This is a genomic window from Achromobacter sp. HZ01 (assembly GCF_003267925.1).
Taxonomy (GTDB): Bacteria; Pseudomonadota; Gammaproteobacteria; order Burkholderiales; family Burkholderiaceae_B; genus Achromobacter; species Achromobacter pulmonis_A.
On sequence record NZ_LWKV01000006.1, the window covers coordinates 160,768 to 187,654 of the forward strand.

A 26,887-nucleotide genomic window follows, 5' to 3' on the forward strand; every position below is an offset into this window, starting at 1 on the left:
GGCAGGCGCATGGCCGCTTCCAGACCGCCGCCCGAACCGGGGCCCGACGACGTCGACCCGCAGCAGCGCCCCAGAACGCTGAAGGCCTGCCGGCGCTGCGGGCTGTGGCGCAACGCCACCCAGCCCGTGCCCGGGGCCGGCGCGCGCCGCGCCGCCATCATGCTGGTGGGCGAACAGCCGGGCGACAAGGAAGACCTGGCCGGCCTGCCGTTCGTCGGACCGGCCGGCGCGTTGCTGGACCGGGCCCTGGAACAGGCGGGCGTGGCGCGCGAAGCGGTCTACCTGACCAACGCGGTCAAGCATTTCAAATGGCAACTGCGCGGCAAGCGCCGCATGCACAAGACGCCGGCGCAGGCCGAGATCCAGGCCTGCGCCTACTGGCTGGACAAGGAACTCGAAACCGTCCGGCCGCGCGTCATCGTGGCCCTGGGGGCGACCGCGCTGGGCGCCGTGGTGCGCGACCGCGGCCAGACCCTGGCGGCGGCGCTGGGCCGCACGCTGGCGCGCGATGGCATACCGGTGCTGGCGTCCTACCATCCCTCGTACGCGTTGCGCAATCCGGACGAGCAGGGCCGCCAGGCCGTGTACCGGACCATCGTGGACGCGCTGGTCCGCGCCAGGAAGCTGGCCGGCGGCTAGCGTCCGGTCCGGCGGAAATCCGCGGCATTCGGAAAAAAGTACCGACAGGGTGGAATATCTGCGCCGCTCAGTCGTCCTCCTCCAGCGTGGAGGCGCCTCCCTTGTTGGCGTCGGACGCGCGGATCACGCTGAATTCGCCGGTGGTCTCCAGATACGCCCGGTGGACCTCCGACAGGCTGGCCACGCCCTTGAGGCGCAATTGCTCCATCAGTTCGCTGCGCGTGACGTGTTCGCGCTTCAGGCCGCTGGCCAGTACGCGGCCGGATTTCACCAGGCAGACCCGCTGCGGTTCGAGCAGGCGGCGCAACGGTGGGATGTAATAGCTGAGACGGTCCAGCAGATAGCTCCAGCCCACGATGGTGGCGACCACGATGATGCCGTCGCCCATGGAGTAGGAATCTCCCGACATGGCGTTGCCGGCGGCGTCGGCCACCAGCACCAGCACCAGCATGTCGGCCATGCCCAGAGAACCCAGGTCGCGCCTGCCGGAAATGCGCAACAAGGCGTAAAGCACCCAGTACATCGTGGTGCCGCGTATCAGCATTTCGGCGAAGCCGGCCTGCAGCGCGAAGATTTCGATGAACTTGTCCATGGCGCAGCCCAAGCAAGCGCCGTGCCGGACGGGGCTTGCGGGCATGGGGCTTGCTGCCTGGACACCATCCGGCATATCCGAGGAAGTCCGCCATGAAACCCAAAGACAGCAAGCCCAATCCGTCGGCCGACGACACCGCGCGCGAAACCCAGGCCAGCCACCGCGACGTGCAGAACCGGACCAAGAAGGAAGGCCATGTCAGCCAGGTCGGCACCGGCCAGGACCAGCAGAGCCAGCGCAACCGCGGCGGCGGCGCGCGCAGCAGAAGCTAGCGCAGCGTATCGAGAAACGCCGCGATATCGCGCGCGTCCTGCTCGCTCAGGCCCAGGTCCGGCATGGCCGACCCGGGCTTGATGCTGTCCGGCGCAAGCAGCCAGCGCTGCATATTGGCCTGCGTGTTGGGCAGGGTCCCGGCGATGTAGGGGCGGCTGGCGATGCCGGCCAGCGGCGGTCCCACGTCATGGTTGGCGCCCGCCACGCCGGGTATGGCGTGGCAGGTGGCGCATAGGTATTGCTGCAATGCGTCGCGTCCGGCCGCGGCGTCGCCCACGCGTGGCGCGACCGCTTGCGGGCGCGCCGTCGGACCGGCGGCGTCGGCCTGCGCCCGGTAGTCGCGCGGCGACAGCGCCGGCAGCACGCGCATGAACGCCACCACGTCCCAGATTTCGGCATCCGTCAGGCGGTAGCGCCAGGCCGGCATGCCGGTCATCCGGATGCCTTCGCGCACGATCCAGTAAATGTCGGCGGCAGGGCGCTCGCGCGCGCTGCCGACCAGCGCGGCGGGAGCCGGGTTCAGTCCCAGCGCATAGGGCTCGGGCGCGACGCCCGGCGCGCCGTGGCACTGCACGCAATGGGCCTGGTAGAGCGCCAGGCCGTTGCGCGCGCGGACCGGATCGTCCAGATCGGGGACTTCGATGTCCGCCGCGCGCCGCCGCACCGCCTGTACCTGGGCAACGTCGAGCAGGCGGTGCACGGCGATGGTGTGCGAGGCGGTGGCGCTGACGTCGTACCAGCCCCAATAGACGGCGGCCGCGCCCAGACCGGCCCCGCCGGCGGCGCCGGCCAGCACGGTCAGGGCGGCGACTTTCCAGTTTTTCATGGCGCGCGTCCCCCGGATGAGGCGGGGGCCAGCAGAAACGCGGCGATGTCCGCGGCCTCGGCCGGCGTCAGATCCATGTCGGGCATGGCGGTGCCCGGGTTGAAGGCGGGCGGGTCCAGCAGCCAGCGCGCCAGATTGGCCGGCGTGTTGGGCAGCGCGCCGCCCAGATAGGCGCGCCGCGCCAGGTCCTCCAGCGGCGGCCCGACGTTCGAGCGCGGCCCGCGCACGCCAGGGACCGTGTGGCAGGCGACGCAGCCGCGCGCGGCCACCAGGCCGCGGCCGCGCGCCGGGTCGGCCTGCGCCGCGGCGGGGCCGGCCCGCGCCAGCGGCGGACGTCCGTCCTCGCACCCGGCCAGCAGCGCGAGGGCGGCGGCGCCCAAGAGCGCGGCGATGGGGCGGGCATGAGCTTGCACGGCGGGCCTCCTGGCTGGCGCGTCCAGCAAGTCTTATGCCCCGTGCGGCGGGCACGCCGCGTGCTGGGCACGGGCGGCGCGGCGTCCGCCTGCGGCTGCTCGCGTCTTGGCCGGACTTCCGCTTTCTCATATGGCGCCCATCATTGCCTTCCTGCTTGCCGTCGCGCTGCCGGCCGCGTCCCGGGCGCAGACCCATTCCGTGCTGCAGCCGCAGGGCGAGGACGCGGCCCGCATGGCCGAAATCGGCTGGGTGCTGTACCTGGGCGCCGCGGCGATCTTCGTGGCGGCGGCGCTGCTGCTGGGGCTGGCGATGTACGGTCCGGCGCGGGCGCGCCGTCTGTTGGGCCGCCCGGCGCTGATCGTGGCCGCCGGCGTCGCGTTTCCGACGGCGGCGCTGACGGCCCTGCTGGTCTACGCCTTGCAGACGGCCGCCGCCATGGCGCGCGGACCCGAGCCGGCCCTGCGCATCGAAGTGGCGGGCGAACTGTGGTGGTGGCGCGTGCGCTACCGGGACGCGGGCGGCGGCCTGCTGTTCGAAACCGCCAACGAGATCCGGATTCCGGCCGGCGTGCCGGTGGAGTTCCTGCTGCGTTCCGACAACGTGATCCACAGCTTCTGGGCGCCCAGCCTCGCCGGCAAGCTGGATCTGGTGCCCGGGCGCGTCAACCGGCTGCGCGTGCTGGCGCCCGAGCCCGGCGTGTTCCGCGGTTTCTGCGCGGAGTACTGCGGCGCCCAGCACGCCAATATGCGGTTCGAGGTGCAGGCGCTGGAGCCGGCGCGTTTCGAGCAATGGATGCAGGCGCAGCGCCGCCCGGCGGCCGCGGCCGCGCCGGCGCTGCGCCTGGGCGAGCGCGTGTTCCAGCGCGATTGCGCCCAGTGCCACGCGGTGCGCGGCACGGCGGCGGCCGGGACGCTGGGGCCGGACCTGACCCACGTGGGCAGCCGGCCCATGCTGGCGGCCGGCGCGCTGTCCAACAACGTGGGCGCGCTGGCGGGCTGGATCGCCGGCGGCCAGCACATCAAGCCCGGCAACCGCATGCCGGCCTTCGACCATTTGAGCGGGCCGGAACTGCGCGCCGTGGCCGGCTACCTGGACGGCCTGAAATGAGGCCGCCGCCCAATCCGCTGCCGCGCCCGGACGGCGAACTGCAGGGGCTGGAGCGCGCCTGGCGGCGTCCGACCGGCTGGCGCGCGCTGACGGTGGTGAACAACACTTCCATCGGCCTGCTGTATATCGCCACGGCGCTGCTGTTCTTCCTGCTGGCCGGCATGCTGGCCTTGCTGATGCGCACCCAGCTCGCCGTGCCGGACAACGCGCTGATCGGACACGCGCTCTACAACCAGCTGTTCACCATGCACGGCACCGTGATGATGTTCCTGTTCGCGGTGCCGGCGGTCGAGGCCGTGGCGGTGCTGTTGCTGCCCAACATGCTGGGCGCGCGCGATCTGCCGTTCCCGCGCCTGTCGGCCTACGCGTACTGGGCTTACGCCATCGGCGGCCTGGTGTTCTTTTGCAGCATATTCGTGGGGCTGGCCCCGGACGGCGGCTGGTTCATGTATCCGCCCTTGACCAGCACGGCGTATTCGCCGGCGCTCAACGCCGACCTGTGGCTGCTGGGCATAGGCTTCATCGAGATCTCGGCGATCGCCGGCGCCATCGAGCTGGCGGTGGGCATTCTGCGCACCCGCGCGCCCGGCATGACGCTGGACAAGATGCCGGTGTACGCCTGGGTGATGCTGGTGTTCTGCGGCATGGTGATCGTCGCGTTTCCGGCCGTGATCGTGGCCACCGCGCTGCTGGAGCTGGAGCGCGCGTTCGACCTGCCGTTCTTCATCGCGCAGCGCGGCGGCGAGCCGTTGCTGTGGCAGCACCTGTTCTGGTTCTTCGGCCATCCCGAGGTCTACATCATTTTCCTGCCGGCTTCCGGCATGGTGTCGATGATCGTGCCCGCCATGACCGGCGCGCGGCTGGTGGGCTATCCGCTGGTGGTGGCGGCCGTGCTGGGCACGGGATTCCTCAGCTTCGGGCTGTGGGTGCACCATATGTACGCCACCGGCATTCCCCAGCTGCTGCTCGATGTCGCGTCGGCGGCCAGCATGGCGGTGTCGGTGCCGACCGCCATACAGGTGTTCGCCTGGATCGCCACCATAGCCGCCGCCGTGCGCCTGCGCCCGCTCAGGACGCCCATGCTGTTCATCCTGGGCTTTTTCTTCACCTTCGTGCTGGGCGGGCTGACCGGAGTGATGGTGGCCGTGATCCCCTTCGACCTGCAGGTGCACGACACCTATTTCGTCGTCGCCCATCTGCACTATGTGCTGTTCGGCGGCATGGTGTTCCCGCTGTTCGCGGCGTTCTATTACTGGATGCCTTTCGTCAGCGTCCGGCCGCTGTCGGAACGCCTGGGGCGCTGGGCCTTCTGGCTCATGTTCGTCGGCTTCAACCTGGCGTTTTTCCCCATGCACTTCACCGGCCTGGCGGGCATGCCGCGGCGCGTCTACACCTATGCCCAGAGTCAGGGATGGGAGTTGCTGAACCTGGCCTCGACCGTGGGCGCCTACCTGATCGCCGCCGGCGTGCTGGTGTTCCTGGTCGACGTGGCGCGCAACTGCCGGCCCTCGCTGGGGGCGGCCGCCGGCAACGTATGGGGCGCGGGCACGCTGGAATGGCTGCCCAGCGCGGCCTACGGCATGCGCAGCGTGCCGCTGGTCAGCAGCCGCGAACCCTTGTGGGACCAGCCCGGCCTGGCGCGCGAGGTCGAAGCCGGCCACCACTTCCTGCCCAACGCGCCGGCCGGCCTGCGCTCGACCCTGGTGACCACCGCGCTGGACGCGCGGCCCGACTATGTGCTGGCGCTGCCCGGGCCGGCCTGGTCGCCGCTGCTGGCCGCGCTGGGCACGGCCGGTTTCTTCCTGTTGCTGACATTCAAGCTGCCGCTGCTGGCCACGGCCTTCGGCGTGCTGGCCGTGGCCGCGCTATGGCGCTGGCTGTGGGACGCCGACACCGGCGCGCCGCTGGAGGTGGACGTGGGCGCCGGCCTGCGGCTGCCGCTGGGCTGCCCCGGCAGCGCCTCGCATTCCTGGTGGGCCATGGTCATGCTGGTCATGGTCAGCGCCAGCATCTTCGCTTCACTGGTCTTCGCCTACCTGTTCCTGTGGGCGGCCGACCGCGAAGCGTGGGGGCCGGCAGGCAGGCCGCCCGAGGCCGCTTCGGCATGGCTGGCGGCCATGCTGCTGGCGGGCTCCGGCGCATTCCTGGCGCTGGCCCGGCGCGGACTGCGCAAGGGAAGGCTGGCGCAACTGGGCTGGAGCCTGCCGCTGGCCGGCCTCCTGCTGGCGGCCTCGGCCGGGCTGGACCTGTACGCGCATTGGGGCGCCGGCCTGCGGCCGCAGGCCTCGGCCTACGCCGCGTCGGTCTACGCGGTGGCCGGCCTGCAGGCGGCGTTCGCGATCGTTTCGCTGGCGATGGGCGCGTTTACGCTGGCGCGCGCGCGGGCCGGCCGGCTGAGCGCCGAACGGCCCGCCTGCCTGGACAACACGGCCATCATGTGGCTGTACACCGTGGCCCAGGGTTTGCTGGCCCTGGCGCTGGTGCATGCCTTTCCCCGGCTGGGAGGCTAGCGTCCAGGCGGCGTTGCGCAGCCTCGCGACGACGGTCGCGCACGCGGGCACGCGGTTTGCTGGATGGGGCAGTCCGCAACCCGATCGCATCGCAAGGAGGACGTAATGACCAGTACCGATGTAGACATGGAGCAGTGCATCAGCCGCTGCCTGGAGTGCTATCGAAGTTGTCTGCAGACGGCCTCGCAGCACTGCCTGGAGGCCGGCGGCGCCCATGTCGAGCCGGATCACTTCCGGCTGATGATGGCCTGCGCGGAAATCTGCCGCGCGGCCGCCCACACCATGCTGATCGGCGTCGAGCAGCACGGCCGCGTCTGCGCGGCCTGCGCGCAGCTGTGCAAGGCCTGCGCCGAAAGCTGCGCCGGCCTGGACGGCATGGACGAATACGAGCAGGCGTGCCGCCAGTGCGCGCAGGCCTGCGAAAAGATGGCGTAGTGCAACCTGGGGATAGGCCCCGCATAGGAGAAAGGCAATGGAGCAACAAACCAATATCGTCGGCGGTCCCAAGCAATCGGCCACCGGCCCGGGTCCCGAAATCATGGCGGCCGACACGCTGGAAGGCAATGACGTGTACAACGCCGCCGGCGAAGAGCTGGGCTCGATCAAGGACATCATGATCGACGTGCCGCGCGGCCGCGTCGCCTACGCGGTGCTGTCGCGCGGCGGGGTGCTGGGCATGGGCGACAAGCTGTACGCCATTCCATGGTCCGCCTTGACGCTGGATACGGACCGCAAGTGCTTCATCCTCAATGTCGACAAGGAAGTGCTGAAGAACGCGCCGGGTTTCGACAAGGACAACTGGCCCAGGATGGCCGACGAAAGCTGGGCGCGCGACCTGCACCAGTACTACAAGCAGGACCCCTATTGGTAGGCAGGCGGTTGCGGCGGGGCGGCGGGGCCGCCCCGCCTCGTTATGTGTACCAGGCGCTCGGGCAGCGCCAGCGCGATGTCCGCGGCCTCCAGCTCGCGCATGATGCCCAGGTTGATCTCCTGCTGGATATCCATGTAGCGGTTGTAGTCGGCCGTCATCACGTAATAGACGGCTTCATACTCCAGCGCGTTGTCGCCGAAGCGCGCCAGGTGCGCGCGGTCGAAGCGGGTGTCCGGCTGGCGCTCGATCTGCGCGCGTATCAGGCCGGGCACCGCGGCCGCGCGCTCCACGTCCGTCTGGTAGGTGACGCGCACGGTAAAGACGATGCGCCGTTGCTGCATGCGTTTGTAATTCTGGATCGTCTGCTTGAGCAGCTCGGTGTTGGAGCAGACGATCTGCTCGCCGCCCAGGCTGCGGATGCGGGTGGTCTTCAGGCCGACGTGCTCGATGCTGCCGGCGACCTGGCCGAACACGATGAAGTCGCCCGCCTCGAAGGGCTTGTCCAGCCCGATCGAAATCGACGCGAACAGGTCGCTCAGTATGGTCTGCACGGCCAGTGCGACCGCCACGCCGCCTATGCCCAGGCTGGCCACCAGCGCGGTGATGTTGACCCCGAGGTTGTCCAGCATGGCCAGCAGGGCGACGATCCACACCAGCGTGCGCAGCAGAAAGCGGAACAGCGTGGCCGTGACGGTATTGACCTGTCCGCGCGAGGCCAGCGCCTGCTCCAGCCCCACGTCCACCGCCCGGTCCAGCCACAGCGCGAGCTGCAGGGCCAGCACCACGAACCACAGGTGCTGGGCGTTGCGGCCGCTCCAGGGCATGGGCGCGGCGGCGATTTCGGCGCTGATCAGTATCGCCATCACCAGCAACACGAAATGGCTGGTGCGCTGCAGAACCTGGGCCACGGCGCGCATCAGCGGCCTGGCGGCGGGCCGCTGCAGGCGGGCGCGCAGCAGGCGCAGCGCCGCGCCGATCGCGAAGAACAGCGCCGCGCCCAGCGTGAGAGCGAAGGCCCAGCGCAACAGGGGATGATCGGAAAATGCCGGGATGCCGGAAAGCCAGTCTGCGTACATGCCCGTCGGCGCAGCAAGCGCCGTGCCGCCGGGGCGGGGCGCGGGCGGGCATGCGGCTTGCTGTTGCGCACGAAAGCGGCATTCCCGCCGTTCGGAGCATGGCCATGAACCCACTTGAGCACAATGCGACGGCCCCGCCCGCCGCCGACGCCGTCGACCTGAGCGAGGGCGAACGCAGGGCGCAGCGCACGCTCAAAGCCGCCCGCCGCCTGCTGGTCCCGGAGGAGCAGGCGGCTGAAGCGTCCTCGACCGAGGCGGAGCTGAGGCAATATGTGCAGCAGGCCTACCGCCGCAGGTTCTAGGCCGCGGTCAGCCGGGCGGTTCATCCCATACGGAGGTGCGCCGGTATTGTTCGGCGCGGGCCAGCGTGCGATAGAAGTCCGCGCCGGCCTGCACCAGGCTGTCCAGCTCCTCGGGCCGCAGCCTGGGGGCGAGCTGCGCCAGGCACTGGGCGTAATTGGCCAGCACCTCGGGCCATTCATGAAAGCTCCGATCGGCCGCTGGGGTGGCGATCATCTGTGCCAGTAGTTCCTCACGATCCATATACGTGTCCCGCGGCTAGCCCGTTGTCATTCACGCCCGCTGTCCGCGCGCCGGCGCTTCCCCATGGAAGCGGTCCGGCCGGACCGGCGCTTACTTCTTGGCGGCGTTGAAGCGCTGCTGCAGGGCTTGCGCGGCTTCGAGGTGCTGCTGGAGGACCGGCAGGGTCTGCGTGGCGAACTGCTTGACGTCCGGATCCTTCGCCTCGTTGGAGGCCTCCTCGAACTCCTTGACCGCGTCCTGGTGCGCGGAGACGCCGATTTCATCGACGTAAGCCTTGTCGAAGCTGTCGTCGCGCAGGCCCAGCGCCTTGAGCTTGGCCTGCTGCACCAGCGACGGTTCGGTCGGGGCGTCGTAGCCCTTGCTCTTGGCCAGGGTGGCCAGTTCCTGGCCGGCCTTGCCATGCTCATCGATCATCTTCTGGGCGAACGCCTTGACGTCCGGGTCGCGGGCTTTTTCGAGGGCAAGCTTGCTGCCGGCGATTTCCAGGTTGCCGGCCTGGGCCGCGTTTTCCAGGAAATCGCGGTCGGCGCTGTCCAGCCTGGCTTCCGGCGCCGTCGGCGGGGCCGTGGGCGCGGTCTGCGCCTGCGCCGCGTGGGCCGCGGCCAGCGTCAGCGAGGCGAGAAGAGTGGCTGTCAGGTGGCGGGTTTTCATGTGAACCTCCATATGAGGGCGCAGTGCGCCGTTGGAACAGGAGTGCCGCCGATAGGCCAGCAATCGCTGTGCCTGGAGGCGTCCGCGCTTCAGCGCGGCGGGGCGGCTCCAACCAGTTCGGCGTAGTGCTCGGCCAGCCGGACCAGGGCGTAGCGGGCGCTGGCCTCGCGGATGGCGTTGCGGCCGCCGTCGAAGCGCCGGGTTTCGGTGCGCACGGCCGGCGCCGCGTCGGCCCCGCCAGCCTTGAATACCCACGCGAAGCACTGCGTGCCGGCGGGGATCTCGCCATCTATGCCGTCGGTGACGCCGGTGTTCGAGATGGCCACCCGCGCCGGGCTGCGCCGCGCGGCGCCCAGCGCCATTTCCCTGGCCACCGCCTCGCTGGTCAGGTTGTGCCGCGCCAGCGTGCGCGCCGATACGCCCAGGCAGCGCATCTTGGCCTCGGGCGTATAGACCACGAACGCGCAATCGAGCAGCGAGCCGGCCCCGGGCACGTCGGCCAGCGTGGCCGCGATCAGCCCGGCGGTGCACGACTCGGCGGTAACCAGCGTCAGCGCGTGCTCGCGCATGAAGACGGCGACGCGTTCGATCGTATCCATGGCGGCCGCGCTAGCCGCCGTTGCGCACCGGATCGGGCGGGCGGCGCGACACGCCGGCGCGCTCCGCGTCGGTGACGTGGTCGGTCTCGATGTCCGCGCCGTCATGGCCGCGGTCGCGCGGATTGGCGCTTTCGCGGTCGCCCGTGCCTTGCGCGTCGCTGTCGGTATGGACCAGCTCGCGCGGCAGGTCGCTGGCCGAGTCCGACGAATCGCTGGGCCCCAGGTCGGGCCGGCCGGATTCTTCGATCTCGGGGTCTGGCAGGAAGGGGGCGGGCGTTCGGGGCATGGCGGGTCTCCGGATAGGCTGGGTCCATCGCGCAGGCAGCAAGCGCCGTGCCGCGCTATTGGGGATTGCGTATCTGGATGTTGTTGCGGATCTCCTTCACGCCCGCCACGCCGCGCGCCGCGCCCACGGCGGATGCCGCGCTGTCTTCGTTGTCGGCGAAGCCGCTGAGCTGGACCACGCCGCGGTAGGTCTCCACCTGGATGGTGTTCGACCTCAGGTTGGGCGTTTTCACCAGCGCCTCGCGCACGCGCGCGGTGGTGGCGACGTCGTCGGTGTACTGGCCGGTACTGCGCTGCCCGTCCTGGGCCGCGCAGCCGCCCAGCGCCAGGGCCAGCATTGCCGCGCCCAGGCCTTGGAGTAGGGATGATCTGACCATGAGTGACGCTCCTTAGTGCAGGGACGGCCGTATTGCCGTCGCCCGCCCGGCGAGCAACTCGCATACCCGTGGCCTGGCGCCGCCTGGGAAAAACCCGGATTCCTCTGGTTTTTATATCGTATTACGATCTTTTCAGCTTGATTTAAGCGAATGAAGGAGCGGGGATGGAATTGCTAGAACACCTCATGCAGGGGTTCTCCGTGGCGTTCACGCCGGAGAACCTGCTGTATGCGCTGCTGGGCTGCGTGCTGGGCACGCTGGTGGGCGTGCTGCCCGGGCTGGGGCCGGTGCCCACGATCGCCATGCTGCTGCCGATCACTTACGTGCTGCCGCCGGTCGCCGGCCTGATCATGCTGGCCGGCATCTACTACGGCACGCAGTATGGCGGGTCCACCACCGCCATCCTGGTCAACCTGCCAGGCGAGACATCGGCGGTGGTCACCGTGCTGGACGGCCACCAGATGGCGCGCAACGGGCGCGGCGGGGCGGCGCTGTCGCTGGCCGCCGTCGGCTCCTTCTTCGCCGGCACCGTGGCCACCATGCTGATCGCGGCGTTCGCGCCGCCGCTGGCCGAGGTCGCGTTCAAGTTCGGCCCGGCCGAGTACTTCTCGCTGATGTGCCTGGGCCTGGTCGGCGCCGTGGTGCTGGCCTCCGGCGCGCTGATCAAGGCGATCTGCATGATCCTGCTGGGCCTGCTGCTGGGCCTGGTGGGCACGGACGTGAACTCCGGCGTCGCCCGCTACGATTTCGGCATCCCGGAACTGCAGGACGGCATCAACTTCGCCATCGTCGCCATGGGGGTGTTCGGTTTCGCGGAAATCATGAACAACCTGGAGCTCAAGGACAAGCGCGTCGAGATCACCGACAAGGTCGGCTCGCTGTATCCGAACAAGCAGGAAATGCGCGAAGCCGCGCCGGCCATCGTGCGCGGCACGGCGGTCGGCTCGATGCTGGGCATCCTGCCGGGCGGCGGCTCGGTGCTGTCGGCCTTCGCGTCCTACACGCTGGAGAAAAAGCTCTCGCGCGAGCCGGAACGCTTCGGCAAGGGTCATCCGGCCGGCCTGGCGGGACCGGAGTCGGCCAATAACGCGGGCGCCCAGACCTCCTTCATTCCGCTGCTGACGCTGGGCATTCCCGGCAATGCGGTCATGGCGCTGATGGTCGGGGCCATGACCATCCACAACATCCAGCCCGGTCCGCAGGTCATGACCAGCCATCCGGACCTGTTCTGGGGGCTGATCGCCTCGATGTGGATCGGCAACCTGATGCTGGTGGTGCTGAACCTGCCGCTGGTGGGGCTGTGGGTCAAACTGCTGAAAGTGCCTTACCGCATTCTGTTTCCGGCCATCCTGGTGTTCTGCACCATCGGCGTGTATTCGCTGAACTACAACACCTTCGATCTCTACATGACGGCGGTCTTCGGCGTGGTGGGCTATGTCTGGAGCAAGCTGAAGTGCGAAGGCGCGCCGCTGCTGCTGGGCCTGGTGCTGGGGCCCATGATGGAAGAGAACTTCCGCCGCGCGCTGCTGCTGTCGCGCGGGGATTTCCTGACCTTCGTGGAACGGCCGCTTTCGGCCTCGCTGCTGGGAGCGGCGGTGGTGCTGGTGGTGCTGGTGGCGCTGCCCAACATCCGTAAGAAGCGCCAAGAGGCCTTCGTCGAAGAGGATTGACGCGCCGGCGGCGGGTCAGGGCGCGTCGTGGAACAACAGTTCCAGCCCGGCGCGCTCGCCGCTACGAACGCGGCTGATGGCGTGCTTGAGGCTGACCCGGTAGTCGCCGCGCGCGCCGCTGACCGGCCGCTGCGCCGTGGCGATCAGCGCCGCGTCGCCCAGGCGCAGCGGCAGCACCATGGGCCGCGTCTGCATGCGCGGGCGCTGCTCCGTCATCACGAACTCGCCGCCGGTGAATTCCTCGTCCGGTTCGGACAGCAGCGCGATGCATTGCAGCGGAAACACGTGCGCACCGGCGTCGTGCCGCTGCAGCGCCATGTAGCCGTCCGTGCGCAGCAGGTTCAGGCAGGACAGCGCGCGGCTCTGCCCCGCCCGCCGCCCGCGATGCAGGAATTGCGCCAGCTCGTCCGGGTAGCGCTGCGCGCAATCCATGCGCGCGTTCCAGCGGTTGGCGATGGGGACCAGGTGGCGGTACAGCGCCTCGCGCCACGCCGCCAGCGGCGCCGGCGGCTCCGCCGCGAATACATAGCGTTCGCCCAGGCCCAGGTCCTCGCGGGCCAAGTCCGTGCGCCGCAGGCCGGCCGTCGCCGCGCGCAGCGCGCGCGCCTGCGGCGGCGCCAGCCATCCCGGCAGCAGGGCATAGCCTTGCGCGTCGAGCTGCGCGGCGATGGCGTCCCAGTCCAGCGCGTCGATGGCCGGCGCGCTGCCGGCCAGTTCGATCCGCGGGGCCGGGCCGTCCGCCGCATGCAGCGGCAGTTCGGCCTGCACGGCGTCAGCGCGCGTCATGGAAGATCACTCCCAGCGTATGCCGGCGTCCGTCCAGCAGCTGGCTGACGCCGTGGCGCATGGCGGCGCGGCGGGCGCCGCCGCGCCGGCCGGGCACGGGCCGCTGGTTGACCGTGAACACCAGCGCGTCGCCCTGGCGCAGCGGCACCACCTGCGCCACCTGGCGGCCGGCGCAGGTTTCCGTCATCACGAATTCGCCGCCGTTGAAGTCTGCGCCCGGCTCGGACAGCAGGATGGCGGCCTGCAGCGGAAACACGTGTTCGCCATACAGATCCTGGTGCAGGCAGTTGTAGTCGCCGGCGCGGTACTGCAGGATCAGCGGCGTGGGCAGGCGCTGGCCGGCGTCGTGGCAGCGCGCCAGGAATTCATCGAGCGTGGGCGGATACTGCACGCCGATGCCCAGCTCGCGGTTCCAGCGGTTGGCGACGGGCGCCAGCCGCGCATAAAGCGCATGGCGCAAGGCCTCGACCAGCGGCGGCAGCGGATAGGAAAAGTATTTGTATTCGCCGCGGCCGAAGCCGTGGCGGGCCATGACGACGCGCGACCGGTAGCCGTCGGCGCGCGGATACAGCGCCGCCAGCGCCCGGCATTGTTGCGGGTCCAGCATCCGCGGCAGCACCGCGTTGCCGTGGCGGTCGAGCGAGCAGGTGGCGGCCTGCCAATCCTGTTGCGCAAGCGCGCCGTGGAGGGCTTCCAGGCTGCCGGTCATGGTCTGTCGCGGGATGTCGGATACATGCGGCCAGTGTAGATCCGGCGCGCGCGCCTGGGACTCCGGATCTTGCCATGGGCGGCTACGCGGCGCCGGCGGGCGGCGCCATCACGATGCTGAAGCCTATGGTGGTGAGCCGCTGCGACGAGCTGGCGTAGCTGCGTCCGCCGTGCATGCGGGCGATGGCCGCGACGATGGCCAGGCCCAGGCCATGATGGTTGGCGTCGAACTCGCGCGCCGAGTCGCTGCGGTAGAAGCGGTAGAACAGCCGCGGCAGATGTTCCTGCGCGATGGGCTCGCCGGTGTTGCGCACGGCGATCAGCACTTCGCCGGGAGCGCCGTCGGCGGGCGCGCCGCGCGAGATCTCGACTTCGATGACGCTGCCGCGGTCGGCGTAGCGCACCGCGTTGGACACCAGGTTGGACACCGCCCGCTGGAACAGCTTGCGGTCGACCAGGGCCGAGGCGTCGCCCGTGACGGACAGCTCGACGCCGGCGTCCAGCGCCTCGGCTTCGTGGTACTGGGTCACTTCGCGCACGATCTCGGCCAGGCTGCGCTGCCACGCGCCCCGGGCCTGCGCGCCGCGGTCGGCCTGCGACAGGAACAGCATGTCGTTGACGATGCTGGCGATGCGCTGCAGTTCTTCGAGGTTGGACCCCAGCGTCTCGCGCAGGGCCTGCACGGAAGGCCGGGTGCTGAGCGCCAGCTCGGTCTCGCCGATCAGCGTCGCCAGCGGCGTGCGCATCTCGTGGGCGACGTCCGCGTTGAAGCCTTCCATCTGCACGTAGGCGCGCTCCAGGCGCTGCAGCACGGCGTTGAACTGGCGCACCAGCGGCTGGATCTCGCGGGGCTGCCCGCTTTCGTCCAGGCGCTCGCCGATGCGGTCGGGCGACAGCTGCGCGGCCTGCCGCGCCAGTTCGTCCAGCGGCGCCAGGCCCTTGCGCACCAGCAGCGTGCCCACCGCCGCCACCACGATCGCGCCGGCCAGCGCGCAGGCGAACAGCGTCCAGGCCAGGGCGTGGCGCAGGCGCAGGTCGGAACTGATGTCCAGCACCAGCTCCGCGTTCAGGGCGTCGCCGGGCGCGCCCGGGTGGGGCAGCGAGAACGAGATGCGGCGCTCGTGCGTGCCGTCGCCGTTGCCGGCTACCGGACTGCCGTAGTAGACCTTTTCGCCTTCGATCTCCAGCACCAGGGAAAAGTCCGGCCGGCCGTAGAAGAAGTCGCTCAGCTTGTGCCGCAGACGGGTGGTGTCCTGGCTGACGGCGTTTTCCTCGACCAGATGGCGCACGACCGCCACCTTCTGCTCGAGCAGCGCGTCCTGCCGGTTGATCAGATTGACGTTGGTCGCGTAGTAGACCGCCGCGCATACCAGCCCGAGCGCGACGAAGGTCTGGACCGCCAGCCAGCGCGACAGCCAGCGGCGCAGCGACTTGGGACGCCACCCGGGCATCAATCGCTCCGCGGTTCCAGCACGTACCCCATGCCGCGCACGGTATGGAGCAGCTTCTTGTCGAAGGGTTCGTCGACCTTGCCGCGCAGCCGCCGGATCGCGACTTCGACCACGTTGGTGTTGCTGTTGAAATTGATGTCCCACACCTGCTCGGCCAGTTCCAGGCGCGACAGGACTTCGCCCTGCTTGCGCATCAGCAGCGCCAGCAGCGTGAACTCTTTTGCGGTCAGGTCCAGCCGCACGCCGTCGCGCGTGGCGCGCCGGCGTAGCAGATCCAGCTCCAGGCCCTCGATGCGCAGCACGTTCTGGCCGACGGTCTCGGCCTGAGCGTGGCCGCTGCGCCGGCCCAGGGCCAGCACGCGGGCCAGCAGTTCCGACAGGGCGAAGGGCTTGGCCAGGTAATCGTCGGCGCCGTCGCGCAGGCCCTTGACGCGGTCTTCGAGCTTGTCGCGGGCGGTCAGCATCAGGACCGGCACGCGGCTGGTCTTGCGGATCTCGGCGAGCACGGTGAAGCCGTCCATCGCCGGCAGCATCACGTCCAGCAACACCAGGTCGTATTGGCCTTCGCGGACCAGGTGCAGCCCGGTGACCCCGTCCTGGGCCACGTCGACCACATAGTTATGTTCGCTCAGCGCGCGCCGCAGGTACTCGGCGAGTTTTTTTTCGTCTTCGATTACGAGTACTTTCATATCGGCTGGAAAAAAGGTGCGTGGAAGTCCCCGAATTCTCTGCCCTTATTCTAGGGCCTGTCGACACTGAAAAGCGCGCCGCGCCCGCATCGGGCGCGGCGGCCGGAAAAAAGCGGGCGGCCATGCCGCCCGTCCCCGGGGATCAGCCCGGGGTGTAGATCTCGGCCAGGCGCGCGCGCTCGGCCGGCGTGACGGCGCGCAGTTCGGCCAATGCGTCCTCGCGGGTGCGGGAGGTGCCTTGCCTGGCCCAGCCCGGCTTGGCGGCGTTCAGGTTGGCCAGATACCACTGCGCCTTGTCGGCCTTGGCCGCGGCCAGTTCGCTCTGCACCTGCGCGCGGGTCTTGTCGCCCGCGGCGTGCTCGGGGGCGATGGCGTAGCCGATTTCGGTATCGGTCTGATGCCAGACGCCGGACGCGTTGGCGGCCAGCGGCAGGGCAAGCGCCGCACCCAGGGCGGCGATGGCGGACAGGGCGTGGATTCTCATGAGTAGCTCCTTGGTTGAGGCGGTGGCCTGCCCGGGTTCTGCCCGGCCGGCCTATACACGCGATTTGTTAATCGACGGTGACACTCTACGGAGTCCAGCCTGTCAATTGGCAGACGCCCTGATTACGTTTTCGTAAGGCGCGCGAAGCTGACAGAAATGTCATTTTTCTGTCGGTCGATTGACGAGGACGCTTGGATACATTGCCGGATCGTAATTTCCTCGTTCCGAAAGCTCTCTTCCTTGAATCCATGCGCTTATCCGTATTGCCGCTGACGTTGGCGGCGCTGATGATCACCGCCCCGGCGTCGGGGCAGGAAACGGGCGGCGCCCGAAACCCCATTGCTGCAACCGCGGCCGGCGAGCGCGACGCGCTGACGCTGGAGCGCGCCCTGGCCTATGCGCTGGAGCGCAATCCCGGCCTGTCCGCGGCCCGCAACGAGGCCGCCGCCAGCAGTGGCCTGCTGACCCAGGCCGGCGTGCTGCCCAACCCGTCCATCGACGTGAGCGTGGACGACACGCAAAAGGCCACGCGCACCACCACCGCCATGCTCAACGTGCCGGTCGAGACCGGCGGCAAGCGCGCCGCCCGGATCAAGGCGGCCGGCCTGTCGCGGGATATCGCGGAGCAGGACGTGGCGGACTCGCGCGCAAGCCTGCGGGCCGCGGTGATCGCGGCCTTCTTCGACGTGGCGGTGGCGCAGGAGTCCGTACGCGTCACGCGTGGCAGCGTGGACATCGCCAGCGACGCGCTGCGCCTGGCCGAAAGGCGCGTGGCGGCGGGCAAGGCGCCGCCGCTGGAGGGCTCCAAGGCGCAGGTGGCGCTGGCCAGCGCGCGGATCGAAGCGCGCGAGGCGCAGGCCGCCTTGCTGGGCGCGCGCCGCAAGCTGGCCCTGCTGTGGGGCGAAGCCGAACCGGCATTCGCCAGTGTGGGCGGGAACCTGGACACGCTGCCCGAGCGCGCGTCGCTGGACGAATTGCGCGCCGCGCTCGCGGCCTCGCCCAAGCTGGCCGGCGGCAAGCTGGCCGTGGACCTGGGCCGCGCCCAGCTCGAAGTCGAAAAAAGCAAGCGCTATCCCGACATCACGCTGAGCGCGGGCGTGGCGCGCGACAACGAGGCCGGCCGCAACAAGGCCCAGCTGGGCGTCTCCATTCCGCTGCCGCTGTTCGACCGCAACCAGGGCAACGTCTACGCCGCCACCATGCAGTCGTACAAGGCGCAGGACCTGTACCGCGAGCTGCAGGCCTCGCTGACCGCCGAACTGCTGCAGGCCGTGACGCGCTTCGACCTGGCGGTCGGCGCCGCGCGCGATTACCGCTCGGCGGTGCTGCCGGGCGCGGCGCAGGCGTATGACGCCGCGCGCAAAGGATTCGAGGCGGGCAAGTTCGGCTTTCTGGAGGTGCTGGACGCGCAGCGGACCTTGTCGGACGGAAACATCGCCTACCTGACGGTGCTGGCCTCCGTATATCAGGCCTCCGCGGACATCGACCGCATTCTGGGACGTTGAAACGAGTACTAAAGAGATGGCACAGCAGAAAAACAAACGAATCTTCCCGATGCGGGCCGCGGCGGCGGCGGCCAGCCTGTATGCGGCCCTGCTGCTGGCCCCGCTGGCGCAGGCCGCGGCGGAAGACGGCGAGGCCGGCCACGGACACGCAAAGGCCGAAGCCGGGCCCCAGGGCGGCGAGCTGACCCGCGACGGCGAGCGCAGCGTCGAGCTGCTGCTGGAGGAACGGGGCGGGCGCGCGCGCCTGAAGCTGCGCGGCTACCAGAAGGACAAGCCGGTTTCCGCGGCCGACCTCGCCGTCACGGCGGAATTGCGCCGTCCGTACGCCGCGCCCGAGCGGATGAGCTTCACCCGGGAGGCGGACGCGCTGGTGAGCGAGCAGCCTATCGGGGAGCCGCATTTCTTTGAAATCGAAGCCACGGTGTCCTGGGCGGGCGGCGGCGCGGTGCGCGCGGTGCTCGACAAGGAAGAAGGAAAAATCCCGTTGTCGGCCGAGCAGATCGCGATCGCCGGCATCGGGACGGCGGTCGCCGAGCCGGCGGCCCTGGCCTCGTCGGTGCAGTTCCCGGGCGAGATCAAGTTCAACGCGGACCGCACCGCCCACGTCGTGCCGCGCATGGCCGGCGTGGTGCAAAGCGTGTCGGCCGACCTGGGCGAGCAGGTCGCCAAGGGCCAGCTGCTGGCGGTGCTGTCCAGCACGGCCCTGTCGGAGCTGCGCAGCGAATGGCTGGCGGCGGTCAAGCGCCGCGACCTGGCCGCGCAGACCCACAGGCGCGAGCAGCGCCTGTGGCAGGAGAAGGTGTCCGCCGAGCAGGACTACCAGGCCGCGCGCACCGCGCTGCAGGAGGCCGAGATCGCGGTGCAGAACGCCGAGCAGAAGCTGCGCACGGTGGGCGCGGCGACGCGCTCGAAGGACCTGGGCAGCCTGGAGATCCGTGCGCCGTTCGACGGCGTGGTGGTGGAAAAGCACATCGCGCTGGGCGAGGCCCTGCCGGAGAACGCCAATATCTTCACCTTGTCGGACCTGCGCACCGTGTGGGCCGAATTCGTGATCGCGCCCAAGGACCTGCACGACGTGCGCGTGGGAGAAGCGGCCACGGTGTCGTCGGCCGCCTTCGACGGCAAGGCGGCCGGCACGGTGTCGTACATCGGCTCGCTGCTGGGACAGCAGACCCGCACCGCCACGGCGCGGGTCACGCTGGAGAACCCCGACATGGCCTGGCGGCCGGGGCTGTTCGTGTCCGTCGACGTGGTGACCAGGACCGCGGACGCCGCCGTCACGGTGGACGCCGACGCGGTGCAGACGGTAGACAACGAGCCGGTCGTGTTCGTCGAAGTGCCGGGCGGCTTCCTGGTCCAGCCCGTGGCGCTGGGCAAGGCTTCCGACAAGCGCGTCGAGGTGCTGTCGGGCCTTGCGCCGGGCGCGCGCTACGCCGCCAGGAACACCTTCGTCCTCAAGTCGGAGCTGGGCAAGGCCAGCGCCGAGCACGCGCACTGAGGCGGGGGCGGAACATGTTCGAACGCCTGATCCGCTTCGCCATCGAGCAGCGATGGCTGGTGCTCTTCGTCACCCTGGGCATGGCCGCCATCGGGGTGTACAACTACTCGCGGCTGGCCATCGACGCCGTGCCCGACATCACCAACGTGCAGGTGCAGATCAACGCCGGCGCGCCGGGCTACTCGCCGCTGGAGACCGAGCAGCGCGTGACCTATCCGATCGAGACCGTCATGGCGGGCCTGCCGGGCCTGCAGCAGACGCGCTCGCTGTCGCGCTACGGCCTGTCCCAGGTGACCGTCATTTTCGAGGACGGCACCGACATCTATTTCGCGCGCCAGCTGGTCAACCAGCGTCTGCAGGAGGCCAGGGAAAACCTGCCCGCAGGCATCACGCCCACCATGGGGCCGATCTCCTCCGGGCTGGGTGAGATCTACCTGTGGACGGTGGAGGCGGCCGACGACGCGCGCAAGCCCGACGGCACGCCCTACACCCCCATGGACCTGCGCGAGATCCAGGATTGGGTCATCAAGCCGCAGCTGCGCAACATTGCCGGCGTCACCGAGATCAACGCCATCGGCGGCTTCGCCAAGGAATACCAGGTCGCGCCCAGCACCGAAAAGCTCGCCTCCTACGGCCTGGCGCTGACCGACATCATGACCGCGCTGGACCGCAACAACGCCAACATCGGCGCCGGCTACATCGAACGCAAGGGCGAGCAGTACCTGATCCGCGCGCCGGGCCAGGTGCGCTCGATGCAGGACATCGAAGACGTGGTGCTCGCGACCGTGCAGGGCCAGGCCATCCGCATCCGCGACGTGGCCGAGGTATCCATCGGGCGCGAACTGCGCACCGGGGCGGCCACCAGCAACGGCGAGGAAGTGGTGCTGGGCACGGTCTTCATGCTGATCGGGGAGAACAGCCGCGCCGTGTCGCAGGCCGTCGCCGCCAAACTCGAAGCCATCAACAAGTCGCTGCCGGCCGGCGTGCAGGCGGTGACGGTCTACGACCGCACCAACCTGATCGACAAGGCCATCGCCACGGTCAAGAAGAACCTGCTGGAAGGCGCGGCGCTGGTCATCGTCATCCTGTTCCTGTTCCTGGGCAACATCCGCGCGGCGCTGATCACGGCCATGATCATCCCGCTGTCCATGCTGTTCACCTTCACCGGCATGGTGAGCTACAAGGTCAGCGCCAACCTGATGAGCCTGGGCGCGCTGGACTTCGGCATCATCGTCGACGGCGCGGTGGTCATCGTGGAGAACTGCGTGCGGCGCCTGAGCCACGCGCAGGCGCACCACGGCAGGCCGCTGACGCGCGGCGAACGCTTCCACGAGGTCTTCGCCGCCGCGCGCGAGGCACGCCGCCCGCTGCTTTTCGGCCAGCTGATCATCATGGTCGTGTACCTGCCGATCTTCGCCCTGAGCGGAGTGGAAGGGCGCATGTTCCATCCCATGGCGCTGACCGTGGTGCTGGCGCTGCTGGGCGCGATGATCCTGTCGGTCACCTTCGTGCCGGCGGCGGTGGCGCTGTTCATGGGCAGGCACGTCGCGGAAAAGGAAAACCGCCTGATGGCCTGGGCCAGGCGGCGCTACGAGCCGCTGCTCGAAGCCGCGCTGCGCCGCACCCCGGCCGTGCTGGCCGGCGCGACCGTGTTCGTGGCGCTGTGCGGCGTGCTGGCGGCCCGCATGGGCAGCGAGTTCGTGCCCAGCCTGAACGAGGGCGACATGGCCATCCAGGCGCTGCGCATCCCGGGCACCAGCCTGACGCAGTCGGTCGAAATGCAGAAGCAGCTGGAAAAGCGGCTCAAGGACCAGTTTCCCGAGATAGAACGCGTGTTCGCGCGCACCGGCACGGCCGAGATCGCCTCCGACGCCATGCCGCCCAACATCTCGGACGGCTACATCATGCTCAAGCCCATGGACCAGTGGCCCAGTCCCAAGAAGACCCGGGCCGAGCTGCTGGCGGCCATCCAGGAGGCGGCGGCCCAGGTGCCGGGCAACAACTACGAATTCTCCCAGCCCATCCAGCTGCGCTTCAACGAACTGATCTCGGGCGTGCGCAGCGACGTGGCAGTCAAGGTGTTCGGCGACGACAACGAGGTGCTGAACGCGACCGCCGCCGAGATCGCGGAAGTGCTGCAAGGCATTCCGGGCGCGTCCGAGGTCAAGGTCGAGCAGACCACCGGCCTGCCCATGCTGACGGTCAACATCGACCGCGCCCGCGCGGCGCGCTACGGGCTGAGCCTGGCGGACGTGCAGGACACCCTGGCCATCGCCGTGGGCGGGCGCGAGGCGGGCACCTACTTCCAGGGCGACCGGCGCTTCGACATCGTGGTGCGCCTGCCCGAATCGGTGCGCGAAAACCTGGCGGCGCTGCGCAAGCTGCCGGTGGCGCTGCCTAGGCAGGAAGGGCAGGCCCAGGCGAGCTACATTCCGTTGAGCGAGGTGGCCAGCTTCGACCTGGCGCCGGGACCCAACCAGATCTCGCGCGAGGACGGCAAGCGCCGCATCGTGGTCAGCGCCAACGTGCGTGGCCGCGATCTGGGCTCGTTCGTGTCCGAGGCCACCGCGGCCATCGGCGAGCGGGTCAAGATCCCGGCCGGCTACTGGACCTCGTGGGGTGGCACCTTCGAGCAGCTGCAGTCCGCGGCCGAGCGCCTGCAGATCGTGGTGCCGGCGGCGCTGCTGCTGGTGTTCGCGCTGCTGTTCGCCATGTTCGGCAACGTCAAGGACGGCCTGCTGGTCTTCACCGGCATTCCGTTCGCCCTGACCGGCGGCGTGATCGCGCTGTGGCTGCGCGGCATCCCCCTGTCCATCACCGCGGCGGTGGGCTTTATCGCGCTGTGCGGCGTGGCGGTGCTCAACGGCCTGGTCATGCTGTCGTTCATCAGCGGCCTGCGCGAAGAAGGAAAATCCGTCGGCCAGGCCGTGCGCATCGGCGCCCTGACGCGTTTGCGCCCGGTGCTGATGACGGCGCTGGTGGCCTCGCTGGGCTTCGTGCCCATGGCCATCGCCACCGGCACCGGCGCCGAAGTCCAGCGCCCGCTGGCCACGGTGGTGATCGGCGGCATCATCTCCTCCACCATTCTGACGCTGCTGGTGCTGCCGGCGCTGTACCGCCTGGCGCACAGGAACGACGCCGAGGAGCTGGAACTGGCGGACGCGGCCCGCCGGGAATAGGCGCGGCCGGTCACCGGACAGCTTTTCCAGCCCCCGCGCCGCCGGCGCATATCTCCGGGAGTAATATGACGCGGGCCGGCATCCGCCGGCCCAAGCCGCCTTGCGCGGGCGGCCATAAGAAGATGACGAGGAGACACACGTGGACAAGCAACAGCCGCGCGGCTGGTATTTCGGCTGGAACATCGTTGGCGCCGCTGCGGTACTCACCCTGCTGACCGTCGGGCTGCGCATGGCGATCGGGCCGTTCTTCCTGCCCATGGCCGAGAGCCTGGGATTCACGCGCAGCATGCTGTCCGGCATCGTGGCCGTCGGCATGCTCTGTTATGGACTGGGCATGCCGCTGGCCGGCTACCTGGTCAGCACGCGCGGCACGCGCTTCGTGCTGCTGACCGGAACCGCGATCGTGGTGGCCTCGTGCATCTGGACGGTGTTCGCCGGCGGGCCCATCGAATTCCTGCTGTCCTTCGGCGTGGCCCTGTCCATCGGCCTGGCCTTCACCAGCCCGGTGGCGCTGACGCCGGTGATCAGCCGCTGGTTCACGCGCCAGCGCGGCATGGCCCTGTTCTTCCTGTCCACCGGTTCGATGGCCGGCATCGCGCTGATGACGCCGGCCCTGACTTTCGCCATCTCCGCCGTGGGCTGGAAGGAAACCATGCTGGGCTTCGCGGTCCTGTTCGCGCTGATGACGGTGCCGATGACGCTTTTCATCATGCGCGATGAGGCGCCCGAGCACGCCGACCTGCTGCCTCACCAGATCGTCGACAAGGCGGCTGCCGCCAAGCCCGCGCCCGCACGCGCCGCGCCCGACGTGCGCGGCGCGCTGCGCACGCTGCCTTTCTGGCAGGTGGCGCTGGGCCTGTTCGCCTGTGGTTTCAGCATGAACCTGCTGGGCACGCACGGCGTGCCCATGCTGATGGACCACGGCTTCGACGCCACCACCAGCTCCCTGGGCATCGGCCTGATCGGCCTGGTGGCGATCTTCAGCACGCTGGTGCTGGGCCGGCTGTCGGACCAGGTGGAACGGCGCAACATCCTGGCCACCATCTACCTGGTGCGCGGGCTGGGCTTCTTCGCGCTGGTCATGGTGGGCGCGGACTGGGAACTGTACGGGGCGGCCACCATCGGCGGCATCGCGTGGGCCGGCAGCATCGCGCTGTCCTCGGCCATCCTGGCCGACGTCTACGGCATCCGCCTGGTGGGCGTGCTGTACGGGCTGACCTACCTGGGCCACCAGGTCGGCGGCATGATCAGTTCATGGCTGGGCGGCTGGGCCTATGAAACCTTCGGCACGCACTGGGTGGCCTTCGGCTCGGCCGGCGCGCTGCTGCTGGCGGCGGCGCTGATCTCGCTGCGCCTGCCCGCCCGCGGCCTGCTGGCCGGGCAGGCTGCCGCGGCCGGCGGGCGCTGAAGCGCGGCTAGCGGTCTTTCAGCAGCGAAACCAGTTCGGGCACATAGCGCTCGCCGCCGCCCTGCGTCACGGCCTGGTCGAAGGTGTGCTGCACGGCCGCGCCGATCTCGCGCACCGCGCCCGTCTCGGCGGCCATGGTGTTGTAGTAGGACAGGTCTTTCTGCGCGTTCGACATGAAAAAGCGCAGCGAGGACGGGTCCTGCTCCAGCAGGTAGGGCTTGATGCGCTCCAGCGCCACGCCGCCGCCGCCGCCCTTGGCCAGCACGTCGGCGAACACGGCCGGATCGATGTCGGCGCGCAGCGCGCAGGCGGCCGCTTCCGACAGCAGCGCCACCACGCCCAGCGACACATAGTTGTGCAGCAGCTTCATGCGGTGGCCGGCCCCGACCGGGCCGGCGTGCGTGATGTTCTCGGCGAAGCAAGCCAGCAGCGGCCTGCACTCCTCGAACAGCGCGGCGTCGCCGCCCACCAGCAGGTTGAGCCGGCCTTCGGCGGCTTCCTTGGGGGTGCGGGTCATGGGCGCGTCCAGGAAGCGGCCGCCGGCCTGGACCACGGCCTGCGCCACTTTTTCGGTGGAGGAGGGGATGGCGGTGGAGCAGTCGATGATCACCGTGCCGGGCCGCAGGCCTTCGAGCACGCCGCCGGGCGACAGCAGCACGGCCTCGACCTGCGGGCTGCCGGTGACGCACAGGATGATCACGTCGGACTGCGCCGCCAGCGTGGCGCCGTCGGTGACGCTGGCGGCGCCGGCGGCCTTGAGCGCGTCCAGCGGCTGGTTGCCCGGGTGCTCCAGCACCGTCAACGCATGACCGTGCTTGACCAGATTGCTCGCGATGCCATGGCCCATGAGGCCGATTCCAACCATGCCGACTTTCGCCATCTTTACTGCTCCTGCCTTGTTAGGGTGTTGGTTATCGTGTAAATCTTACTCCGACTCCCACTCAGACCCGGCCTTCACATGACAGCCCAAGTTCCTTCCGGTTTCGAGCCCTGGCGCCCGAGCAGCCCCTTCATGACCCACCTGGCCGAGCTCGGCGCGCTGTACAAGCGCGACGCCGACTGCGTGCTGGCCCTGCGCCTGGACGAGGCGCACACCAACATGCACAGCATCGCCCACGGCGGGCTGCTGGCCACCCTGGCCGACAGCGCGCTGGGCTACACCATCGCGCAGCAGGGGCAGGTGTCGGTGGTCACCGTGCAGATGTCGGTCGAGTATCTGAATCCGGTCAGGCCCGGCGACTGGCTCGAGGCCCACGTGCAGATCGACAAGCAGGGTAAGCGCCTGATCTACGCCACCTGCCGGCTGCAGGTCGAAGGCCGCGTCATGCTCAAGGCCAACGCGGTGTTCGCGGTGCGCGCCGCCAAGACGCCGGCCTCGGACGGCTGAGACGCCATACGAAAGATTCGAAGCCGGCGTTCGCGCCGGACCAAGGCGGCGCGCCGTCCCATAGGGCCGGACGCGCCGTTTGAACGCCGACGAACGCAGCGTTCGAAACATTCGACTCCTCGCCGCGCGAGCGGGCCAGCATAATTTTCCGGATCGTTTCAATCACGGAGACACTATGCTGCACACGGCCTTGCGGGGCGTGAAAGTCGTGGACCTCTCCCGCATACTCGCGGGCCCCTGGTGCACGCAGAACCTGGCGGATATGGGCGCCGAGGTCATCAAGGTGGAACACCCGGAGCGCGGCGACGATACCCGCGGCTGGGGCCCGCCCGACCTGCGCTCGGCCGACGGCCAGGCGTCGATGTCGGCCTATTTCATGGCCTGCAACCGCGGCAAGCAATCGGTGGCCATCGACTTCGCCACCGAAGCGGGCGCGGCCCGCGTGCGCGAACTGGCCGCCGGCGCCGACGTGCTGGTCGAGAACTACAAGGCGGGCGGGCTGCGCAAGTACGGCCTGGACTACGACTCGCTGGCGCGCATCAATCCGCGTCTCATCTACCTGTCCATCACCGGCTACGGCCAGTCCGGTCCGCTGGCCGGCAAGCCCGGCTACGACTACGTGTTCCAGGGCATGGGCGGCCTCATGAGCTACACCGGACAACCCGACGGAACGCCGGGCGCCGGGCCGTTGCGCACCGGCGTGGCGGTGGTGGACCTGATGACCGGCATGTACGCCACCTCCGCCGTGCTGGCGGCGCTGCGCCAGCGCGACCGGACCGGCCGCGGCATGCCGCTGGACATCTGCCTGCTGGATGTGGCGGTGGCGCTCAACGCCAACCAGGGCGCCAACTACCTGGTGTCCGGCGTGGCCCCGCAGCGCAGCGGCAACGCCCATCCCAACTGCGCCCCGTACGAAGTGTTCGCCTGCGCCGACGGCCACCTCATCCTGGCCATCGGCAACGACGGCCAGTTCGCGCGCTTTTGCGGCGTGGCCGGCCATCCCGAATGGGCGGCCGATGCGCGCTACGCCACCAACAGCGCGCGCCTGGCGCACATGGACGGCCTGCGCCCGCTGATCGCGCAGACCCTGGCCGCCGCCCCGCGCAAGCGCTGGACCGACGCCTTCGACGCGGCCGGCGTGCCCTGGGGACCGATCCACACGCTGGACGAAGTGTTCGCGCATCCGCAGGTGCAGCACCGCGGCCTGGTGCAGACCGCCGTGCATCCCAGGCTGGGCGAGCTGCGCCTGGTGCGCAATCCGCTGCTGGCCGGCTCCCCGCCCGAGGCCCTGGGCGCGGCGCCGCCACTGCTGGGCGAGCACACCGCAAGCGTGCTGCCGGATTCCCCCACCAGATGATT

General features: G+C 69.7%; 29 protein-coding genes. 14 read left to right on the forward strand and 15 right to left on the reverse strand.

The window, feature by feature from the left end; genetic code table 11:
- The first annotated feature begins 9 nt into the window (after positions 1-9).
- Positions 10-639: a UdgX family uracil-DNA binding protein gene (locus A6B37_RS24605; RefSeq protein WP_111827181.1), complete on the forward strand. Its 630-nt coding sequence runs from the start codon at positions 10-12 to the stop codon at positions 637-639.
- Between the two features lie 67 nt (positions 640-706).
- Here A6B37_RS24605 and A6B37_RS24610 read toward each other — a convergent pair whose 3' ends face one another.
- On the reverse strand, positions 707-1,231 hold the full coding sequence (locus A6B37_RS24610; protein WP_111827206.1) for a YetF domain-containing protein: 525 nt from the start codon (positions 1,229-1,231) through the stop codon (positions 707-709).
- Between the two features lie 92 nt (positions 1,232-1,323).
- Here A6B37_RS24610 and A6B37_RS24615 point away from each other — a divergent pair, with 92 nt between their 5' ends.
- Positions 1,324-1,503 (forward strand): hypothetical protein, encoded by a 180-nt coding sequence (locus A6B37_RS24615; RefSeq protein WP_102772667.1) that lies wholly within the window; start codon positions 1,324-1,326, stop codon positions 1,501-1,503.
- Here the strand turns inward: A6B37_RS24615 and A6B37_RS24620 are convergent.
- Positions 1,500-2,330: a c-type cytochrome gene (locus A6B37_RS24620; protein WP_111827182.1), complete on the reverse strand. Its 831-nt coding sequence runs from the start codon at positions 2,328-2,330 to the stop codon at positions 1,500-1,502. The genes A6B37_RS24615 and A6B37_RS24620 overlap by 4 nt on opposite strands.
- A complete protein-coding gene (locus A6B37_RS24625) occupies positions 2,327-2,743 on the reverse strand; it encodes a c-type cytochrome (protein WP_111827183.1) in 417 nt (138 codons plus the stop codon). The genes A6B37_RS24620 and A6B37_RS24625 overlap by 4 nt, the downstream gene beginning before the upstream one ends.
- 130 nt (positions 2,744-2,873) lie before the next feature.
- Here A6B37_RS24625 and A6B37_RS24630 point away from each other — a divergent pair, with 130 nt between their 5' ends.
- The 4 genes from A6B37_RS24630 (at position 2,874) to A6B37_RS24645 (ending at position 7,232) form a co-directional block, all read left to right on the forward strand.
- Positions 2,874-3,851, forward strand: a complete 978-nt coding sequence (locus tag A6B37_RS24630) for a c-type cytochrome (RefSeq protein ID WP_111827184.1) — start codon at positions 2,874-2,876, stop codon at positions 3,849-3,851.
- Entirely contained in the window at positions 3,848-6,361 is a 2,514-nt protein-coding gene (locus A6B37_RS24635; RefSeq protein ID WP_111827185.1) for a cbb3-type cytochrome c oxidase subunit I, read from the forward strand. The genes A6B37_RS24630 and A6B37_RS24635 overlap by 4 nt, the downstream gene beginning before the upstream one ends.
- Before the next feature lie 105 nt (positions 6,362-6,466).
- Entirely contained in the window at positions 6,467-6,796 is a 330-nt protein-coding gene (locus tag A6B37_RS24640) for a four-helix bundle copper-binding protein (protein ID WP_111827186.1), read from the forward strand.
- 37 nt (positions 6,797-6,833) lie between these two features.
- Entirely contained in the window at positions 6,834-7,232 is a 399-nt protein-coding gene (locus tag A6B37_RS24645) for a PRC-barrel domain-containing protein (protein WP_102772660.1), read from the forward strand.
- Here the strand turns inward: A6B37_RS24645 and A6B37_RS24650 are convergent.
- Positions 7,223-8,308: a mechanosensitive ion channel family protein gene (locus tag A6B37_RS24650; RefSeq protein WP_111827187.1), complete on the reverse strand. Its 1,086-nt coding sequence runs from the start codon at positions 8,306-8,308 to the stop codon at positions 7,223-7,225. The genes A6B37_RS24645 and A6B37_RS24650 overlap by 10 nt on opposite strands.
- A 104-nt stretch (positions 8,309-8,412) precedes the next feature.
- On the opposite strand from A6B37_RS24650, the gene A6B37_RS24655 reads away from it, so the two are divergent.
- Complete coding sequence (locus A6B37_RS24655; RefSeq protein ID WP_102772658.1) at positions 8,413-8,610, forward strand: hypothetical protein; 198 nt, start codon at positions 8,413-8,415, stop codon at positions 8,608-8,610.
- A gap of 7 nt (positions 8,611-8,617) precedes the next feature.
- Here A6B37_RS24655 and A6B37_RS24660 read toward each other — a convergent pair whose 3' ends face one another.
- The 5 genes from A6B37_RS24660 to A6B37_RS24680 all read right to left on the reverse strand — a co-directional run bounded on the left by A6B37_RS24660 (position 8,618) and on the right by A6B37_RS24680 (position 10,763).
- The gene (locus A6B37_RS24660) at positions 8,618-8,824 is read right to left on the reverse strand and encodes a DNA-3-methyladenine glycosylase (protein WP_308810270.1); all 207 of its coding nucleotides are present in this window, start codon (positions 8,822-8,824) and stop codon (positions 8,618-8,620) included.
- Between the two features lie 117 nt (positions 8,825-8,941).
- Positions 8,942-9,502 (reverse strand): DUF4142 domain-containing protein, encoded by a 561-nt coding sequence (locus A6B37_RS24665; RefSeq protein ID WP_111827189.1) that lies wholly within the window; start codon positions 9,500-9,502, stop codon positions 8,942-8,944.
- Positions 9,503-9,591: 89 nt separating this feature from the next.
- The gene (locus A6B37_RS24670) at positions 9,592-10,101 is read right to left on the reverse strand and encodes a CinA family protein (protein ID WP_111827190.1); all 510 of its coding nucleotides are present in this window, start codon (positions 10,099-10,101) and stop codon (positions 9,592-9,594) included.
- 10 nt (positions 10,102-10,111) lie between these two features.
- Positions 10,112-10,387 carry a hypothetical protein gene (locus A6B37_RS24675; protein WP_111827191.1) on the reverse strand — a complete coding sequence of 92 codons (276 nt, stop codon included), beginning with the start codon at positions 10,385-10,387 and terminating at the stop codon, positions 10,112-10,114.
- A 55-nt stretch (positions 10,388-10,442) separates the two neighbouring features.
- Entirely contained in the window at positions 10,443-10,763 is a 321-nt protein-coding gene (locus A6B37_RS24680; protein WP_111827192.1) for a BON domain-containing protein, read from the reverse strand.
- A 164-nt stretch (positions 10,764-10,927) separates the two neighbouring features.
- Between A6B37_RS24680 and A6B37_RS24685 the strand changes: the two genes are divergently transcribed.
- Complete coding sequence (locus A6B37_RS24685; RefSeq protein WP_102772652.1) at positions 10,928-12,433, forward strand: tripartite tricarboxylate transporter permease; 1,506 nt, start codon at positions 10,928-10,930, stop codon at positions 12,431-12,433.
- A 15-nt stretch (positions 12,434-12,448) separates the two neighbouring features.
- Here A6B37_RS24685 and A6B37_RS24690 read toward each other — a convergent pair whose 3' ends face one another.
- From A6B37_RS24690 to A6B37_RS24710, 5 genes are all read right to left on the reverse strand, one after another.
- Positions 12,449-13,219 carry a 2OG-Fe(II) oxygenase gene (locus tag A6B37_RS24690; protein WP_111827193.1) on the reverse strand — a complete coding sequence of 257 codons (771 nt, stop codon included), beginning with the start codon at positions 13,217-13,219 and terminating at the stop codon, positions 12,449-12,451.
- The gene (locus A6B37_RS24695; RefSeq protein WP_246842572.1) at positions 13,206-13,826 is read right to left on the reverse strand and encodes a 2OG-Fe(II) oxygenase; all 621 of its coding nucleotides are present in this window, start codon (positions 13,824-13,826) and stop codon (positions 13,206-13,208) included. The genes A6B37_RS24690 and A6B37_RS24695 overlap by 14 nt, the downstream gene beginning before the upstream one ends.
- A 184-nt stretch (positions 13,827-14,010) precedes the next feature.
- Positions 14,011-15,378 carry a heavy metal sensor histidine kinase gene (locus A6B37_RS24700; RefSeq protein WP_111827195.1) on the reverse strand — a complete coding sequence of 456 codons (1,368 nt, stop codon included), beginning with the start codon at positions 15,376-15,378 and terminating at the stop codon, positions 14,011-14,013.
- The gene (locus tag A6B37_RS24705; RefSeq protein WP_111827196.1) at positions 15,378-16,067 is read right to left on the reverse strand and encodes a heavy metal response regulator transcription factor; all 690 of its coding nucleotides are present in this window, start codon (positions 16,065-16,067) and stop codon (positions 15,378-15,380) included. The genes A6B37_RS24700 and A6B37_RS24705 overlap by 1 nt, the downstream gene beginning before the upstream one ends.
- A gap of 142 nt (positions 16,068-16,209) precedes the next feature.
- Entirely contained in the window at positions 16,210-16,551 is a 342-nt protein-coding gene (locus tag A6B37_RS24710) for a DUF4148 domain-containing protein (RefSeq protein WP_102772647.1), read from the reverse strand.
- Between the two features lie 248 nt (positions 16,552-16,799).
- Between A6B37_RS24710 and A6B37_RS24715 the strand changes: the two genes are divergently transcribed.
- The 4 genes from A6B37_RS24715 to A6B37_RS24730 all read left to right on the forward strand — a co-directional run bounded on the left by A6B37_RS24715 (position 16,800) and on the right by A6B37_RS24730 (position 24,141).
- Positions 16,800-18,056 (forward strand): TolC family protein, encoded by a 1,257-nt coding sequence (locus A6B37_RS24715; protein ID WP_111827197.1) that lies wholly within the window; start codon positions 16,800-16,802, stop codon positions 18,054-18,056.
- A gap of 16 nt (positions 18,057-18,072) precedes the next feature.
- Positions 18,073-19,554 (forward strand): efflux RND transporter periplasmic adaptor subunit, encoded by a 1,482-nt coding sequence (locus A6B37_RS24720; RefSeq protein WP_246842570.1) that lies wholly within the window; start codon positions 18,073-18,075, stop codon positions 19,552-19,554.
- A gap of 14 nt (positions 19,555-19,568) precedes the next feature.
- Positions 19,569-22,733 (forward strand): CusA/CzcA family heavy metal efflux RND transporter, encoded by a 3,165-nt coding sequence (locus A6B37_RS24725; protein WP_102772645.1) that lies wholly within the window; start codon positions 19,569-19,571, stop codon positions 22,731-22,733.
- A 139-nt stretch (positions 22,734-22,872) separates the two neighbouring features.
- On the forward strand, positions 22,873-24,141 hold the full coding sequence (locus A6B37_RS24730) for an MFS transporter (protein ID WP_102772644.1): 1,269 nt from the start codon (positions 22,873-22,875) through the stop codon (positions 24,139-24,141).
- 7 nt (positions 24,142-24,148) lie between these two features.
- Here A6B37_RS24730 and A6B37_RS24735 read toward each other — a convergent pair whose 3' ends face one another.
- Positions 24,149-25,021, reverse strand: coding sequence for an NAD(P)-dependent oxidoreductase (locus A6B37_RS24735; protein WP_102772643.1), 873 nt, complete (start codon positions 25,019-25,021; stop codon positions 24,149-24,151).
- Between the two features lie 78 nt (positions 25,022-25,099).
- Between A6B37_RS24735 and A6B37_RS24740 the strand changes: the two genes are divergently transcribed.
- Both A6B37_RS24740 and A6B37_RS24745 read left to right on the forward strand, forming a co-directional pair.
- Complete coding sequence (locus A6B37_RS24740; protein ID WP_102772642.1) at positions 25,100-25,528, forward strand: PaaI family thioesterase; 429 nt, start codon at positions 25,100-25,102, stop codon at positions 25,526-25,528.
- Between the two features lie 175 nt (positions 25,529-25,703).
- Positions 25,704-26,885, forward strand: coding sequence for a CaiB/BaiF CoA-transferase family protein (locus A6B37_RS24745; protein WP_111827198.1), 1,182 nt, complete (start codon positions 25,704-25,706; stop codon positions 26,883-26,885).
- The last annotated feature ends 2 nt before the right edge of the window (positions 26,886-26,887 follow it).